At 71.1% G+C, this 16430-nt stretch carries 17 protein-coding genes; 13 read left to right on the top strand and 4 right to left on the bottom strand.

Annotation, left to right across the window (positions count from 1 at the left end):
* Positions 1–13: 13 nt before the first annotated feature.
* Both J7E96_RS31710 and rbsD read left to right on the top strand, forming a co-directional pair.
* Entirely contained in the window at positions 14–925 is a 912-nt protein-coding gene (locus tag J7E96_RS31710) for a ribokinase (protein WP_215136461.1), read from the top strand.
* The gene (rbsD, locus tag J7E96_RS31705; RefSeq protein WP_215136459.1) at positions 922–1314 is read left to right on the top strand and encodes a D-ribose pyranase; all 393 of its coding nucleotides are present in this window, start codon (positions 922–924) and stop codon (positions 1312–1314) included. Before J7E96_RS31710 ends, rbsD begins: the two co-directional genes overlap by 4 nt.
* Before the next feature lie 99 nt (positions 1315–1413).
* Here the strand turns inward: rbsD and J7E96_RS31700 are convergent, their stop codons facing one another.
* Positions 1414–1887, bottom strand: a complete 474-nt coding sequence (locus J7E96_RS31700; RefSeq protein ID WP_215136498.1) for a CHRD domain-containing protein — start codon at positions 1885–1887, stop codon at positions 1414–1416.
* A 403-nt stretch (positions 1888–2290) separates the two neighbouring features.
* Between J7E96_RS31700 and J7E96_RS31695 the strand changes: the two genes are divergently transcribed.
* The 8 genes from J7E96_RS31695 (at position 2291) to J7E96_RS31660 (ending at position 11610) form a co-directional block, all read left to right on the top strand.
* Positions 2291–4546 (top strand): sialidase family protein, encoded by a 2256-nt coding sequence (locus J7E96_RS31695; RefSeq protein WP_215136457.1) that lies wholly within the window; start codon positions 2291–2293, stop codon positions 4544–4546.
* 150 nt (positions 4547–4696) lie between these two features.
* On the top strand, positions 4697–5479 hold the full coding sequence (locus tag J7E96_RS31690) for an SAM-dependent methyltransferase (protein ID WP_215136455.1): 783 nt from the start codon (positions 4697–4699) through the stop codon (positions 5477–5479).
* A 171-nt stretch (positions 5480–5650) separates the two neighbouring features.
* Entirely contained in the window at positions 5651–6373 is a 723-nt protein-coding gene (locus J7E96_RS31685) for a hypothetical protein (RefSeq protein WP_215136453.1), read from the top strand.
* Positions 6280–6558, top strand: coding sequence for a hypothetical protein (locus tag J7E96_RS31680; protein WP_215136451.1), 279 nt, complete (start codon positions 6280–6282; stop codon positions 6556–6558). The genes J7E96_RS31685 and J7E96_RS31680 overlap by 94 nt, the downstream gene beginning before the upstream one ends.
* Complete coding sequence (locus J7E96_RS31675; RefSeq protein WP_215136449.1) at positions 6555–7085, top strand: hypothetical protein; 531 nt, start codon at positions 6555–6557, stop codon at positions 7083–7085. Before J7E96_RS31680 ends, J7E96_RS31675 begins: the two co-directional genes overlap by 4 nt.
* A gap of 71 nt (positions 7086–7156) precedes the next feature.
* Complete coding sequence (locus J7E96_RS31670) at positions 7157–8062, top strand: LysR family transcriptional regulator (RefSeq protein ID WP_215136447.1); 906 nt, start codon at positions 7157–7159, stop codon at positions 8060–8062.
* An 87-nt stretch (positions 8063–8149) separates the two neighbouring features.
* Positions 8150–8752: a cysteine dioxygenase family protein gene (locus tag J7E96_RS31665; protein WP_215136445.1), complete on the top strand. Its 603-nt coding sequence runs from the start codon at positions 8150–8152 to the stop codon at positions 8750–8752.
* 230 nt (positions 8753–8982) lie between these two features.
* Positions 8983–11610: an AAA family ATPase gene (locus J7E96_RS31660; RefSeq protein ID WP_215136443.1), complete on the top strand. Its 2628-nt coding sequence runs from the start codon at positions 8983–8985 to the stop codon at positions 11608–11610.
* A gap of 60 nt (positions 11611–11670) precedes the next feature.
* On the opposite strand, the gene J7E96_RS31655 is transcribed toward J7E96_RS31660, so the two are convergent.
* From J7E96_RS31655 to J7E96_RS31645, 3 genes are all read right to left on the bottom strand, one after another.
* The gene (locus J7E96_RS31655) at positions 11671–12921 is read right to left on the bottom strand and encodes an SGNH/GDSL hydrolase family protein (RefSeq protein ID WP_215136441.1); all 1251 of its coding nucleotides are present in this window, start codon (positions 12919–12921) and stop codon (positions 11671–11673) included.
* 120 nt (positions 12922–13041) lie between these two features.
* On the bottom strand, positions 13042–13500 hold the full coding sequence (locus tag J7E96_RS31650; RefSeq protein ID WP_251070730.1) for a hypothetical protein: 459 nt from the start codon (positions 13498–13500) through the stop codon (positions 13042–13044).
* Between the two features lie 8 nt (positions 13501–13508).
* Complete coding sequence (locus J7E96_RS31645) at positions 13509–13949, bottom strand: ATP-binding protein (RefSeq protein ID WP_215136439.1); 441 nt, start codon at positions 13947–13949, stop codon at positions 13509–13511.
* 206 nt (positions 13950–14155) lie between these two features.
* Between J7E96_RS31645 and J7E96_RS31640 the strand changes: the two genes are divergently transcribed.
* The 3 genes from J7E96_RS31640 (at position 14156) to J7E96_RS31630 (ending at position 16158) form a co-directional block, all read left to right on the top strand.
* Positions 14156–15025, top strand: coding sequence for a helix-turn-helix transcriptional regulator (locus J7E96_RS31640; RefSeq protein ID WP_215136438.1), 870 nt, complete (start codon positions 14156–14158; stop codon positions 15023–15025).
* 1 nt (position 15026) lies between these two features.
* On the top strand, positions 15027–15263 hold the full coding sequence (locus J7E96_RS31635; RefSeq protein WP_215136436.1) for a DUF397 domain-containing protein: 237 nt from the start codon (positions 15027–15029) through the stop codon (positions 15261–15263).
* An 85-nt stretch (positions 15264–15348) separates the two neighbouring features.
* Positions 15349–16158: an SAM-dependent methyltransferase gene (locus tag J7E96_RS31630; protein ID WP_215136434.1), complete on the top strand. Its 810-nt coding sequence runs from the start codon at positions 15349–15351 to the stop codon at positions 16156–16158.
* Positions 16159–16430 lie beyond the last annotated feature (272 nt).

The following is a 16430-nucleotide window of genomic DNA, read 5'->3' as shown; positions in this document are numbered from 1 at the left end:
AAGCAGGACAGGTATGTACGACTACGACCTGCTGGTCGTAGGGTCGGCCAACGCCGACCTGGTGATCGGCGTCGAGCGCCGCCCCGCGCCCGGCGAGACCGTGCTCGGCTCCGACCTGGCCGTCCACCCCGGCGGCAAGGGCGCCAATCAGGCCGTCGCGGCCGCCCGCCTCGGCGCCAGAACGGCTCTGCTGGCCCGCGTCGGCGACGACGCCCACGGGCGGCTGCTGCTGGAATCGCAGCGCGAGGCTGGTGTGGACACCGGTGGCGTGCGGGTCGGCGGGGCGCCCACCGGGGTCGCCCTGATCACCGTGGACCCCTCGGGTGACAACAGCATCGTCGTCTCGCCCGGCGCCAACTCCCGGCTGACCCCCGAGGACGTCCGGGACGCCGGTGCCCTCTTCGCCGGCGCCCGCGTCGTGTCGGCGCAGCTGGAGATCCCGCTGGAGACGGTGGCCGAGGTGGTACGTACGCGGGCGGCCGGGAGCCGGTTCGTACTGAACCCGTCGCCGCCCGCGCCGCTGCCCGCCGAAGTGCTCGCCGCATGCGATCCGCTGGTCGCCAACGAGCACGAGGCCAGGTACGTCCTGGGACTGGGCGACACGGCGGGCCCGGCCCCCGAGGACTGGGCGCGCGGGCTCCTCGCCCTCGGGCCGCGTTCGGTGGTGGTCACGCTGGGCGCGGAGGGCGCGCTGGTAGCCGACGGGCGTACGGGCGCCGCTGTACGGGTCCCGAGCCCTCGCGTCGACGCTGTGGACACGACCGGCGCGGGTGACGCCTTCACCGCGGCTCTGGCCTGGCGGCTCAGCCTCGGCGAGGACCTGGCGACGGCCGCCGCGTACGCGGTACGGGTGGGCGCCGCCGCTGTCACGAAGGCGGGCGCGCAGGCTTCCTTCCCGACCGCCGAGGAGGTCTCGGCGCTGTGAAGAAGGCCGGAATACTGAACCGTAGTCTGGCGGGGGCTTTGGCCGAGCTGGGCCATGGCGACGGGGTCCTCGTCTGCGATGCCGGCATGCCGATTCCGGCGGTCGGGCCGCGGGTCGTGGACCTGGCCTTCCGGGCCGGAATACCGTCCTTCGCCGACGTACTCGAAGGGCTGCTGGCCGAGCTGGTGATCGAGGGCGCGACGGCGGCGCACGAGGTGCGGGAGGCGAATCCGGCGGCGGCCGCGCTGCTGGAGGAGTGCCTTCCGGGGCTTGATCTGGTGCCGCACGACGAGCTCAAGGCGTTGTCGGCGGGAGCCCGGCTGGTGGTGCGGACCGGGGAGGCGCGGCCGTACGCGAACGTACTGCTGCGCTGCGGGGTCTCCTTCTGACGGGCGTTCCTGTTGCGGCTGCCACCGTATCCGCATCGTCCTCGATTGCCGGACGGGCTTGATCCAGCCCGTCCGGCGGTAAGAGGACCAGCCGACGCCCTACTGGCGGCGCAGCTGCCCGCGGATGGCGCCGTCGGGGTAGGGGTTGTTGTGGACGTTCGCGTAGAACTTCCCCGGCTTGCAGGCGATCTGCTTCAGTTCCCGGTACGTCAGGACCGTCGCCGCGTTGGCGGTCGTCTGGTGCGGCTTCGCCTTGATGCAGCCCTTCGACGACCCGTACGTCGGAGTCTTGAGAGTGACGACCACGGGCCCGGCCACACCGCGCTTGCCGGCGTGGATGTGCGCCGCCGTCGGCTGCGCGATCTTGCGTACGTTCAGCGAGTAGCAGAGGGTGCCGTGCTTGATCTGGTACCAGAACTCGCCGCTGCCGTCCGGGTCGCCCGGGCCGGGAACTTCCTCGCGGCCGGTGAGGTCGCCCGGCCGTGGGCGACCCTGTCCCCGCCGTGCTTGTCGGGGTTCGCACTGGCAGCGGCGGCGGCCGGAACGGCCAGAGTGGCGAGGGCGGCCGCGCAGGAAACGGCCGAGACCATCAGGGTGGTCGGAACACGCAGGGACTTCTTCTCATCTCTGTGTGGGGCGATCGGAGCGGCGCGAAGCCCGGTGGCTCGCTCGGAGGTCCGACTGCAGGTTCAACACAAGGACACCCGCACCCATCCCTCACCATTTGTGCGGCTGGATGGGTGCGGGTCGTCCGGAGCGGTTCAGGTCACCGTCGGTACGACCACGGTCCACGTCACCGCGACGCCGGCCCGCCACGGCCCGCCACGGCCCGGCCGGCACCGAGCCGGTCACCGGGCGTACCGGAAGAGCTCTCGAGTTCGGAGATTGGCTGAAGTGAACTACTGGTGGGCTATGGGTATTTGGTGAGAGGTTGCGCCTCGTTACGTGCCGTCGAAGTCGCGTAAGGAGTGCGCTCATGCTCAGAACCAGCCGCCGGAGAGCCGGCCGAACAGCACAGTGGGCAGTCGTCGGGGTGGCCCTGGTCGCGGCCGGCCTTGTGGCCCCGGGCTCGCAGTCCGCCGGAGCGGCCACGGCCGCCGAGGGTGTTTCCGACGTACTGCGCGGTCCTGCCGCCCCGGCGGAGTACAGCTACCTGCAGAAGAAGATTCCGGGACAAGCGCTGCCTCGCCACGCGTACGACTCCGCCGCTGACCAGGCCGCCGAGTTACCCCGTACGCCCGGCAAGTGGAAGTCCCTCGGCCCCACCAACATCGGCGGTCGCATCGTCGATCTCGCCCTCGACCCGCACGACGGCGACACCGTCTACGCGGCGGCCGCCAGCGGCGGGTTGTGGCGTTCGACCAACGCCGGGCGCACCTTCAGCCCTGCCTGGCCGCAGGACCAGACCCAGGCGATGGGCGCGGTCACCACCTCCTCCGACGGGACCCTCTACGCGGGGACCGGCGAGCCCAACCCGGGCGGCGGCAGCCTCACGTACGAAGGCACGGGCGTCTACCGCTCGACCGACGACGGCGAGAGCTGGAAGTCCGTCGGCCTGCGTGATTCCGGTACGGTCGGCGCGCTGCGCACCGATCCCCGGGACCCGGACCGCGTCTTCGCGGCCGCCGCCGGTTCGCTCTACGTCCCCGGTGGTGACCGCGGCGTGTATCTGTCCGAGAACGCGGGGAGGTCCTGGCGGCACGTGCTGGGCGTACCGAATGAATTCACTGGCGCCGTCGACGTGCAGATCGACCCCTCCGACCCCGACCGGGTGTACGCCGTCCTGTGGGACCGGCGGCGCGAGCCCGACAAGCGCACGTACGGCGGCACGGGCTCCGGCGTCTTCCGCTCCGACGACGGAGGCTCCACGTGGCGGCGGCTGGGCGGCGGACTGCCCGCCGCCGGCCCGGACGTCGGGCGTATCGGGCTCGGCGTCGCGGCATCCGAACCGGGTCGGCTGTACGCGCTCGTGGGCGACGCGAAGGGCGGCTTCGCCGGATTCTTCACGTCGGCCGACGCGGGGGAGAGCTGGACCAGGCTGCCCGACGACAGCAAGCTCGCCCAGTCGCAGGGCGGGTTCTCGTGGTGGTTCGGCAAGGTCTGGGTCGACCCGGACGACTCACGCCATGTACACGCGGCCGGGGTCGCCCTGATGACGTCCAAGGACGGCGGCGCCAACTGGACCGGCGAGAGCAACGCCGTACACGTCGACCAGCACGCCATGGTCTGGGACCCGAGCCGCCCCTCACGCGTCTACCTCGGCAATGACGGCGGCGTCTACCGCTCCGAGGCCGACGGCCACCGGGGCTGGACGAAGGCGACGTACATGCCGTGGACGCAGCTCTACAGCGTCGCCACCACCCCGCAGGACACCGGCCGGATATCGGGCGGCGCGCAGGACAACGGCTCGCTGCGGTCCTGGGGCGGGGCCGGTTTCAACGAGTATCTGGGCGGTGACGGGCTCCAGAACCTCATCAATCCGGCCGACCGCGACAACGTCTACGCCTGCTACCAGTACGGCAATTGCGCCCGCTCGGTCAATGGTGGCAACGCCATGACGTACTTCACGGCGGCGACGACGTCGGACCGGCGCAACTGGTTCACCCCGCTCCAGTTCGACCCGGTGAACCCGCGCGTCATGTACTACGGCGGCAACCGTTTGAACCGCTCCACCGACGGCGGAGTGAGCTGGCAGCCCATCAGCCCCGACCTCACCGGCGGGCCGAGTCGTGATACCTACCCGTACGGCACCCTCACCACCGTCGCCGCCGCCCGCGACGGCCGCACCCTATGGGCGGGTACGGACGACGGCCGCGTCTGGGTCACCCGCGACCTCGGCGCCCACTGGACGAAGGTCCTCGAAGGGCAGCCCTGGGTGACGCGGGTCGCCGTCGACCCGAAGGACCCCGGCACGGCGTACGTCTCGCTGTCCGGGTACCGCGCGGGAGAGGCGCAGCCGCATCTGCTGCGTACGACCGACGCCGGCGCGAGCTGGACCGACCTCTCCGGCAACCTTCCGCAGGCCCCGGTGAACGACGTGGTCCTGGTCGGCGGCGGCAAGCTCTACGCGGCCACGGACCAGGGCGTCTTCACCAACGGCTCCCGCGGCTGGCGGCGGCTCGGCGGCGGCATGCCACTGGTCCCGGTGGGCGACCTTGAGTACGACGCCGCGCACCACCGTCTGGTGGCGGCCACCTTCGGCCGCGGCTTCTACGAGTTCCGTACGCCGTAGTCGTCGTAGTCGCCCCCTCCGGCTGGATTGGGCTTCGCAGCCAAATTCCCGGCGCGCGAAGGGAGTTGCGGGGCACCCTCCGTCGCATCCCGTCAGCGGGCGGGGGTTAGGTTGGGGCTGACCGAACGATGTCCTGCAGGAGGCAATTTCATGGCTGAGATTGACACGGGGAAGCCGCACTCCGCCCGTTTCTGGAACTACTTCGTGGGTGGAAAAGACAACTACGAGGTGGACCGGCAGATCGGGGACGAGATCAAGGAGATCTTTCCCGGACTTGTCGATGTGGCCCTGACCAGCCGCCACTTCCTCGGACGCGCGGTGCGCAGACTCGTCGCCGAGCAGGGCATCCGGCAGTTCCTCGACATAGGTACGGGCCTGCCGACCGCCGACAACACGCACGAGGTCGCCCAGCGGGCCGCGCCCGAATCCCGGATCGTGTACGTCGACAATGACCCGCTGGTGCTCACTCACGCCCGCGCCCTGCTGGTCAGTACGCCGGAAGGCGCCACCGACTACCTGGACGCGAACCTGTACGAGCCCGACGCCGTACTGGCGGGCGCGGCGCGGACGCTCGACTTCGACCGGCCCGTGGGGCTGATGCTCCTCAACGTGCTGGGGCATGTCGCCGACTACGAGGAGGCCCGGGCGCTGGTCTCCCGCTTCGTCGACGCCCTGCCGTCGGGCAGCTACTTGGTGATCAGCGACTGCACGGCCACCAGCGAGGGCATGATCGCCGCTTCGAAGGCGTACAACTCCAGTGGCGCGGTCCCGTACTACCCGCGCGGCGTCGAGGAGGTCGCCGGGTACTTCGACGGGCTGGAGTTCCTGGACCCCGGGTTCGTGCAGGTCACGCAGTGGCAGCCGGAAGAGGGTGACGCGGTGGGCCCGGGCGTTTCGGTCGATGCCTACGCCGGGGTGGCGCGCAAGCCGTAGCCGACTCGACCCGACCCTGCGCGGAACGGGACTTGGTCCCGTTCCGCGTTCTTCCCCGGGTTGTCATGCGCACGCACTGTGTCCCGCGTCACTGTCTGGGGATCCAGGGAACGGGGGAGTACTGATGCTGTCCTCGCACGCTCGCAGAGCCCGGCCTTTACTCATGCCGCCGTGTTATTGGCGCTGCCGGCGACCACGGTCGTACCGGTGGCCACTGCCGCCGCGAACGTCGGCGACACCGGAAAGAGACCCCCCGACGAACGGCCTGACCGGCCGTATCCGGACATCGACGTACGCGGCGAGAAGCGGACCGCGCCCACCGCCAGGCAGCTGCGCGCGGCGCGGGAGCTGGACGGCGCGGGAGTGCGCTGGGGCCGCTTCGGTACGCCCCGGCTCGTCTCGCCGCGGGGGAAGGGCGCGCTGACCGGCGCCAGCGACGCCGAGCCGGGAACCGTCGCGCTGCATCACGTACGCGACCACGCCGATCTGTACGGTCTCTCGGCGGCCGAGCTTTCCGCTCTGGAGGTCGTCAAGTCCTACTGCACCAAACACAACGGCGTACGGCACGTCTTCATCGGGCAGGCGGACCCGAGCGGCGTTCCCGTACACGGTGGGCGGCTCTCCGTCGCCGTGGACAAGCGCGGGCGCATCGTCACCGTGGCCGGCAGCCTCGTCCCCGAAGTCCCCGACGCGCACGCGAGCGACGCCGCCCGGCGCCAGTGCGGTCTTCCCCGAAGTCCCCGACGCGCACGCGAGCGACGCCGCCCGGCGCCAGTGCGGTCTTCTCCGAGACCGTCGACGTGTCCACGCGGGAGAAGGCGGCGGACACGCTCGTCCTCGCCCTGCTCGACCCGGAGCGCGCCTTCGACCGTCAACTGCTGGCTGCCTGGCTGAACTTCGCGAACGGGTCCTTCGAAGCGGGCGAGAAGGTCGACACTGATGGTGACCTGAAGGCGGACACGCCGTTCCTGGAGGCGGTCCAGAACGCTGAGAAGGTACGGCTCGACCCGGATACGACACGGAAGGAACTCGCCGCGCAGGCGAAGATTTTGACGTGCATCAACGTCCCGCTCGTATGACGCGAGTTCGCACGCGGGTACGCCCGTTCCGCGCGGCTGCCGTCACCCTGATCCTGGGGGTGGCGGCAGCCGCGTGCACGGACCCGCCCGAGCTGTCCGGCACCAGCAGCACCACGACCGCCACAACTGCCCGTCCCTGGACCTCCGGGACGGCCGAGCTGCCGTCTCCGCCGCCTGCACAGCCGTCGCCCTCGCAGCCGTCCTTGCCGCAGCCGTCCTCGTCGCTGCCGTCGTCGCCAGTGCCGTCCGCCTCGTCGTTCGTCCTCACCGAGGACGACAGCGGCCGCACGGTGACCCTCAGCAGCGGCGTAACGGCGCGCCTGCGGCTCGACGGTCGCCGGCGCTGGACGCCTCCGGCGGTCGAAGGCGACGGCGCCGCCGTCGTGCTCGTACCGGTCGACTACGAAACCGACCCGGGCTTTCGTGAATGGGAGGTCCGCGCGGTGCGCCCGGGCGACGCCGTGATCCGCACCACCGGCCGCCCAGGCCCCCACCACATCGACATCACCGTTCACGTCACCGACTGAGCCGATCCGGTCATCCATCGCGGCCGAAGAAGTGATGTTCACACCTCCCAAATTCTGCTTATGTTCCAAGGGTGTTCGACACGCGGCACATCAAGACATTCCACGAAGTGGTCAGAACCGGCTCCTACTCCGCGGCCGCCCGCGCGCTCGGATACACGCAGCCCGCGATCACCCAGCAGATGAAGGCGCTCGAACGCGACGTCGGTACACCCTTGTTCACCCGCTTCGGGCGCGGCCTGCGGCTGACCGAAGCCGGGGAGACGCTGTCGCGGCACGCGACCGTCATCCTCGACGACATGTCCGCCGCGCGGCAGCAGATGAGCTCCCTCACCCGGCTGCGCGCCGGGCGCGTGCGCGTCTGCGCCTTCCCCAGCGCCAATGCCACCCTCGTCCCCGAGGCCATGGCCCTGCTGGCCGCCGGCCACCCGGGGATCGGCGTGGAACTCCTGGAGGAGGAGCCGCCCGAGTCGCTGCGGCGCCTCGTGAGCGGTGAATGCGACATCACGCTCGCCTTCACCTATCCGGGGCTGCACGAAGACGTACCGGACGAGGTGATGGAAGTACCGCTGATGGAGGACCAGCTGCTGGTACTGCTGCCGACCGGTCATCTGCTCGCGCGGCGCCGCGCCGTGCGGCTGGCCGACCTCGCGGGCGAGCGCTGGATCGCGGGCTGCCGGCGCTGCCGCGTCCACTTCCTGCATGAGTGCGCCGAACAGGGCTTCGCCCCCGACATCGCCTTCACCACCGACGACAACCTTGTGGTGCAGAGCCTCGTCGCGGAGGGGCTCGGCGTCGCCATGATGCCGGGCCTGGTCCTCAACTTCCTCCGCCACCCCAAAGTGGCGGGGCGTGCGTTGCAGCCGGCGTCCCGGCGGCGGATTTCGGCGTACGTCCTGCGCGAGCATCTGCGGATTCCGGCCACCGCGCTGGTGCTCGGAGAGCTCAAGACGGTCGCGGCGAACAAGATCGGCTGCTGACATCGCCCCCAACTCATAAGCGCAGCTTGGCCGATGCCGCACAGACCCTCCTTGGACGTAGCGGCCGGGTGGCCCGAGGCTGCGGCTATGACCTCTTCGGCTTCTTCAACCGCGGCGACTGCAAGCACCGCAGCCACGGCGGTGCGTACGACGACTCGGCTCGCCGTCCTGATCTCCGAAATCCGCGAGGCCGTCGGCCTCGGCCTGCCGCCCGACCCGACGGCGTACCTCGTCGGCGAGCGGCTCGCGCCGCACCTCGGCGCCGACGACCTGCTCACCGCGGGGCAGCGCGCGAGCGATCCGGAGCGCTACCGCCAGCATCTGCTGCACGCGGAGCGCGACGGCAGCTTCTCGGTCGTCGCACTCGTCTGGCTGCCCGGCCAGCGCACCCCGGTGCACGACCATGTGGCGTGGTGCACGACCGGCGTCCACGCGGGCGCCGAACACGAGCGGCGCTACCGGCTCGTCCCGTCCTGCGACGGCACCGCGGCGCGGCTGGTCGCCACGGCCGACATCGTCAACCCGCAGGGGACGGTGTGCGGGTTCGCGCCGCCCGGTGACATCCACCGGGTGTGGAACGCGGGCACGGACGTGGCGATTTCCCTGCACGTGTACGGCGCGGACCTGTCACGCCTGGGCACGAGCGTCCGCCGCGTGTACGAGCCGGGGGATGAGCCGCAGCCCCATTGACCGTCCCACGGAGTCGCCATCGCCGTCGGGGTGGTCTTTCTGCGCCGGTTGTATACAACCCCGACCGCCCGCGCCCTGACCGGAGGCCCAGAATCCGGCGGCCGGGCCGACCAGTGACGGAGCGCCGGGTAACGGTCGTTCACTCGTACCGGACCGAAGTGCGCGGATAGATTCCACCCGCCGCGCTGCCCGGCTACGCTCGAGATCCGCCACGGTTTTGGGGAGGGATGATGGTGTCCGGCACGGAGCACCCGGTCACCGTCCCGCTGCTGGAACGAGAGACGGAACTCGCCGCCGCCGCACACGCCGTCGAAGCGCTCTGCGCGGACGCGTCTGCCGGTGGAGTTCTCGTCTTCAGCGGCGAGGCCGGCCTGGGCAAGACAGCGCTGCTGTCCGAGATTCGGCGACTGGCCGAGGGACGGTGCGCGGTGTGGTCCGCGCGAGGTGGCGAGACGGTCACCTCCGTCCCCTTCCACGTCGTACGGCAACTCCTGCAGCCCGCGATCGCGCTGCCCGGCGCGGTGGACACCAGGGAGCTGCTCGGCGACGGGTACGAGATCATCGGCCCCGCGCTCGGCGTGGCGCCGCCCGACGGCCGGGCCGATCCCCAGGGTGTCCGTGACGGCCTGGACACCCTGCTCCTGCGCCTGGCAGCCGCACACCGGCCGCTGGTCCTGATGGTCGACGACGCGCACTGGTCCGACCTGGAGACGCTCGGCTGGCTGGCGTCCTTCGCCCAGCGCGACGACCTTCCCGCGCTCGTCGTCATCGCGTACCGCACGGAGGAACCCAGCGGCGACACCGCGGAATTCATCCGCGCGATGGAAGCCGCCGCCCGGCAGTGCGTCTCCCTGCGGGCGCTCACCCCCGACGCCGTGGCGAACCTCGCACGGGCCGCCCTCGGCGAGCACGCGGACGATCCGTTCTGCCGTGAGTTGTGGGCCGTCACCGGCGGGAACCTCTACGAGACCGTGGAGCTCGTCGCCAAGGTGTGCGACGAACGCCTGGATCCCGTCGAGGGTTCCGCGGGCTCCCTGCGCGCCCTCGGCGCGTCCGCGCGTGGCACCGGCCTGATCAACCGGCTGGAAGAACTGGGCACCGCCACCACCAGGTTCGCCTGGGCGGCCGCCATTCTCGGTACGGAGATCTCCCTGGACCTGGCCGCATCGCTCGCCGGGCTGGGCCGCGCCCAGGCCGCCGACTGCGCCGAACGCCTGCGCGCGGCCCGCATACTCGCGGGCACGGACCCGATGGAGTTCGTCCACCCGCTCATCGCGGGCGCCGTCTACCGTGCCATTCCACCGGCCACCCGCACCGCCATGCACGGCCAGGCCGCCTGGGCCGTCACGCAGGCGGGCAGGGGCGCGGCGGCCGCCGCCAGGCACCTCCTCGAAGTCCACCCGGACGACGACCCGGAGCTGGTCGCCCAGCTGCGCGAGGCCGCCTCCGAGCACCTCGCCGTCGGTGCTCCGGACGCCGCCAGGCGCTGTCTGGAGCGCGCCGTACAGGAGCCTCCGCTGCCGGAAGAGCATGCCTCGGTGCTGTACGAACTGGGCTGCGCCACCCTCCTGACCTCGCCGGCCACCACGGTGGGCCACCTGCGGGCCGCCCTCGGCATGCCCGGCCTGGACGCCGCTCAGCGTGTGGACGCGGTCTTCCGGCTGTCCCAGGCACTCACCCACAACAACCAGACGCGGGAAGCGGCGCAGGTCGTGGCCGCCGAGGTCGCCAGGAGCGCCCCCGGCCCGGACCGGATGCGGCTCCAGGCCGTGCACTTCCTGTGGGAGGGCGTCCAGGCGGCCGAGGACGACGGCCCCGGCCGCTCCCGGCGCCTCGCCGCGATGGCCGACGGCCTCCAGGGCCGCGACAACTCCGAACGCGTGCTGCTCATACTCAGGGCTTTCGACGGGACCGCACGCGGGGAGAACGCCGAGGAGATCGTGCAGATCTCCGACCGCGCCCTCCTGGACGGCAGGCTCGCGCCCGGCCTCGGCTGGACCAACACCGCCTGGGGCTTCGAGCCGCCGGCCCTGCTGGGCCTCACGTACGCCTTCGCGGACCGGCTCGACCGGGCCGAGAGCCTCTTCGACGAGGCCCTGCGCGCCTTCGAGATCTCCGGCTGGAGCGGCGGCCATCTCGCCTTCGCCCACGCCCTCGTCGGCTACTTGCAGCGCAGGCGCGGCAGACTCGCCCAGGCCGAGATGTACCTGCGCGAAAGCCTGCGCCTTGCCGAGCGCGTCGGGAACGGCCTGCCGATCCACTGGGACGCCGCCTGCATGCTCATCGACACGCTGCTCGCACAAGGCAGGATCGACGCCGCCCAGGAGGCGGCCGACCGCCACGCGTTCGCGCCGCCGTACCCGTCGTCGATCGTCATTCCCGACGCGCAGTGCGTACGGGGAAGGCTGCTGCTCGCCCAGGGCCGCACCAAGGAAGCCGTCGTCGAACTCGAAGCCGCGGGAGAGGCGTTGACCGCGCGGGGCCGGCACAACGGTGTCATGGCCCCGTGGGCGAGCGATCTCGCCCGTGCGGTGGCCGCCGACGACCCCGGCCGTGCCGCGGAACTCGCCGCCTATGTGCGGGACCGCGCGGAGCGCTTCGGCACGGACACCGCCATCGGGGAATCACTGCGCTGTGCGGCTGCCCTGGAGGAGGGCGGGAAGGCGGTGGAGCTGCTGGCCAAGGCGGTCGCGTTCCTCGAAGGATCCCCTTGTGCGTACGAGCACGCCGTGGCGCGCGTCGAGTACGGCATCGCGGCGCGGTCGGAGCGCGAGCTGGCCAAGGGCCTGGCCCTCGCCGAGCAGTGCAGCGCCGACGGACTGGTGAAGCGCGCCCGGGAAGCGCTGCGTTCCCTCTGAGGAACGGCGCAAGACCGTTCCCGGGAACGTGCGGAGACCGCGCCGCGACGCACCGCTGCCCTAACGCCTGGAACAGCGCAGGCTCTTCAGATCGACGGTGTCCGCCATCGTCCGCATCCCGAGGTCGTTGGGGTGCAGATGGTCGCCGCTGTCGTACGCCGGGAGGATCCGGGTCGGCGCGGCCGGGTCCATGACCGCCTTGTCGAAGTCGACGACCGCGTCGAACGCGCCGCTGTCACGGATGAAGGCATTGACCTCCTGCCGTACGGCCTCTCCGGCCGGCGTCCACTCCCGCCAGCCCTCGTACGGCATGACCGTCGCCCCGACGACGCACACACCGGCGGCGTGCGACCTGTCGACGATCTGCCGGTAGCCGGCGATCAGTTCGGCGGCTGTCGGCGCGGGGACGGCCTTGATGTCGTTGACCCCTTCGAGCAGCACCATGGTGCGCACGCCGTGCTGCGAGAGCACGTCCCGGTCGAGGCGCTTGAGCGCGCTCTCGCCGGAGCCGTCCTTGAGGACCTTGTTGCCCGAGATGCCCTCGTTGGCCACGCCCTTGACGCGCGAGCCGGGGTCGGCGTCCAGCCTGCGGGCCAGGAAGTCCGGCCAGCGGCGGTTGGTGTCGCGGGTGGAGATCGCGCCGTCGGTGATCGAGTCGCCGAGCGTCGCCACGGCGCCCGTGCCGCGCCTGGCGCCCACCGTCACGGCGTCGAGGTAGAACCACGAGGTGATCTTCTGGGTGTAGGGCGCGGCGGAGTCGTCGGCGGCGTGGTTGCCGACGGGTGCGATGTACGACGTCTGCAGGGCCATCTTGTGGCCGGTCGCGGCGCCGCCCGCGCTCCGTACGTACAGGCTGACGGCCAGGTCGGACTGCGGCCGTACGGTGCCCGGCAGCGGGTCGCTGTAGACCGAGCCGCCGGGCGGGACGGTGACCGACGGCGATCCGGCGAAGGACAGTGGCCGGTTGGTGCCCGGCACCAGCGCGGCGCCGGTGGCCCGCAGTCCGGCGTACGCGCGGCCGAAGGTCACCGGCTGGGTACCGAAGGCGTTGGAGAGCCGGACGCGCAGCCCGCTGCCGCCCGCGCTGGTGCGTACGACGAGCCGGTACGTACGCTCAGGGGCGGCGCCGGCGGTGGACAGCCGGTCCGTGCTGGCGGCCCATGTGACGACGGGCGTTCTGCCGGGCTCGGCGGCGGAGGGCGGTCCCGAGGCGAGAACCGTTCCGATCGCGACGGCGACAGCGGTGACGGCGGTCAGGGCGGCGTGCAGGGTGGCGTGCGGGGCGTGTCTGCGTAACGAGGGTCTGTTCATGGCGCGGAGATTCCTCCCCTGAGCTGGGCATGCCAGAACCGGCACTCAGGGAATTGACTCGCGGCCCGCCATGCGTTGTCCAGGGTGCGAAATCGGAACGGCGGCTCGCGCGGTGGCGGGTCAGGACCCCTGACGCGGCACAGTCGACCACGCCGGAGCGGTGCCCGCGACCCGGCAGACCATCAGGTAGAGCGGAATCGGCGGCGTGTACGGCGCGCCGCCTTCCGGTGAGTGGATCAGGCGCGGACGCGTCGCGGGTACGTACGCCCCGGGGACGTAACGGGCGGGCTGCGGCCAGACGAGCCCGAGGTCCGACTCGGCCGGCACGATCCACCACCACCAGTCGGCGTCGGCGAAGACGCACCCCGGCCGGGACAGGTGCGCCATCATCCGGAACCCGTGCCGCGCGGGAAGCCCCACCGCGTCACAGCCGAGCGGCGCCGACAGCCCTGGCGGGACCGGCAGACGGACCCTCCCGTTGCGCCGTCCGCCGTCCTGCTCGCCGTTCTGTACGTCGTTCTGTACGCCGCTCCCTTGCCGCCGGGCGCGCGACAGCCTGCCGGCCGGCAGGCTGGTCATCACGGACCTCAGCAAGGAAGCTCCGCCCAGACGATGCGCCCGGGACCGTCCGCCACATCGCGCGTTCCCCAGAAGCTGCTCAAGGTGTCGACGAGTTGCAGCCCGCGTCCGTGTTCCTCGTCCCCGGCCTGGCGCAGCCGCGGGCCGGTGGGGCGCAGTCCCTGGTCCTTCACGGCGACACGCAAGCGGCCGTCGCTGTCGCGCAGCTCGCAGACGACCTGTTCGCTCGCGGTGTGCAGTACGGCATTGGTGAACAGTTCGGAGACGATCAGCGCGGCGGTGTCGCAGGCATCCTCGCCGACGCCCCACTGCGTCAGCTGTTGTCTGGTCAGGCGCCTGGCAGTGGCGACGAATTCGGCTCGTGCCGGCAAATCGAACCCGTACCGCCGTATGGCCGTCCCCCGGCAGTGGTCCATGAGCTGGGGGACGAGCGCAGTGCCTGGTGCCACGAGCGTTTCCTCACGGTGGGGGCAGCGCCGGGCAGCTGCTTCCCCCTCGGTGGGCAGCGCGCGACGTCCGCGTGAACTGGTTCACAACCCAACTCTCCCTCTGAACGGGACACTTGGCAAGGGGCACTATGAAAATGACAGAGTGTCGTTTCTTTGGTCGCGACCGCGTGGCACACTGCTCGCAACAGCCCATGGGGAGGTCTGAAGTGAGTGAACCGAGGTCCGCCCCGACGGTGGGTCAGGTCGTTCTCGGGAAGCGCCTGCTGGACCTGCGCGAGAGAGCGGGCCTGAGCCGTGAACAGGCCGCCAAGGTGCTCCGCGTCACGCCGGCCACCATCCGCAGGATGGAGACGGCCGAGGTCGCGCTCAAAATCCCCTACGTGCAGCTCCTGCTGCAGGCGTACGGGCATTCCGCTCACGACATCGACTCCTTCGTCGAGCTGGCCGAGGAGGCGAACAAGCCCGGCTGGTGGCAGCGGTTCCACGGCATCCTGCCCGACTGGTTCAGCATGTACGTCAGCCTGGAGGGCGCCGCGTCGCTCATCAGGGCGTACGAACCGCAATTCGTGCCGGGCCTTCTGCAGACCGAGAGCTACGCCCGCGCCATCATGCGCAGCGGAGCCATCGGCCGGACCGGCTCCGGGGCCGCCGACGCCATCGAGCGGCATGTCGCCCTGCGCATGGAGCGCCAGAGCCTCCTCACCCGCCCCGACGCCCCGAAGTTCTGGGTCGTCATGGACGAGACGGTCCTGCGCCGGCCGGTCGGCAGCCCGGATGTGCTGGGGGAGCAGATCGACCGCCTCCTGGAGGCCGTCGAAATGCCGAATGTCACCCTGCAGGTCGTCGAGTTCTCGACGGGGCACCACCCCGGGACCTACGGCCCGTTCGTCCTCTTCCGCTTCGCCGTACCGGAACTCCCGGACATGGTCTACAGCGAGTACCTGACCGGCGCCGTCTATCTCGACGCGCGCCCCGAGGTGGCGGCCCACCTTGAGGTCATGGACCGCATGGCGGCTCAGGCCGCGACTGCACAACGCACAAAGGAGATTCTCAGAAATCTCCGCGAGGAGCTATGAGATGGACTGGATATACAACGGCATGCCCGCGAACGACCTGCCCGCGGAGGGCTGGTACAAGCCGTGGAGCGGAGGCAATGGCGGCAACTGCATCGAGGCGATGAAGCTGGCCGACGGCAGGGTCGCCGTCCGCCAGTCCGCCGACCCCGAGGGTCCCGCGCTCATCTACACGCCCGGCGAGATCGCCGCCTTCATCCGGGGAGCGAAGGCCGGCCAGGCCGACTTCCTCCTCACCTGAGTTCCCTCCCTTCGCCTTTTCCCCTTCCCCTTCCCTCTTCCCCCGTTCACAGTCAACCGTTCACCCACGACCCATGGAGCGCCGTATGACCGGGCAAGAGCACACCGCCATCGAGATCGACACCAGCAAGCCGCATCCGGCGCGCATGTACGACTGGTTTCTGGGCGGGAAGGACAACTATCCGGTCGACGAGGAGATGGCACGCCAGCTCCTCACCCTCGACTCCCGGGGGCGCGACATGGCGCGGGTCAACCGGGCGTTCATGCACCGTGCGACGCGCTGGCTCGCCGAGAACGGCGTATTACAGTTCCTCGACATCGGTTCGGGCATACCGACCGAGCCGAACCTTCACCAGATCGCCCAGCACACCGCTCCCGACGCGCGCATCGTGTACTGCGACAACGACCCGATCGTGCTTGCCCACGCGGGGGCTCTGTTGCGCTCCACGCCGGAGGGTGCCACCGAGTACATCCAGGCGGACGCCCGTGAACCCGACGTCATCCTGGAGAGGGCCGGCAAGACGCTCGACTTCACGAAGCCGGTCGCGCTGTCCCTCGTCGCCCTTCTCCACTTCGTGGGTGACGAGGACGGTCCGCACGCACTGGTGAACCGGCTGATGGACCGGCTGGCGCCCGGCAGCTTCCTCGTCCTGTCCCACATCACCGGGGACTTCGACCCGGAGGGCGCGGCGAAGGCGTCCGCGCTGTACGCCGCCAAGGGGCTCACGCTGCGGCCGCGCTCGCGTGAGGAGTTCACCGAGTTCTTCAACGGCTTCGAGCTCGTCGACCCCGGTGTCTCGCTGGCCGCGGACTGGCGGCCGGAGCTGGGCGAAGTGGTCCCGGTTACGGGCGACGACCCGATCCCGGGCTACACGGGCGTGGCCCGCAAGCTCTGAGGCGGCGGGCCCCAGACCCCAGGAGCGGGCTCTGGGGCAGCGCCTCCACGCGGCGGAGCCACAAAGTGGCACAGCGGGAAGGGGCCGATAGGGGAAAGCCCCGCAGGGTACGCCCGCCCTAGTCGGCAGATCCGCCGCCGGTGAGGCCGTCGAGTACCGACGTGACGCGGTCCCAGGTGGCCAAGTCGCGGTCCATCGGCGGAACCTCCCGACCGCGACCACCGTCGCCCCACTCACCCGCGACCGCCACCGCGTCCCGCCCACCCGCCGCC

It is taken from the genome of Streptomyces sp. ISL-96 (genome assembly GCF_018614035.1).
In the GTDB taxonomy this organism is placed as follows: Bacteria; Actinomycetota; Actinomycetes; order Streptomycetales; family Streptomycetaceae; genus Streptomyces.
Note: the sequence above shows the minus strand (reverse complement) of the source record. Positions and strands in the feature narration are given on the sequence as shown.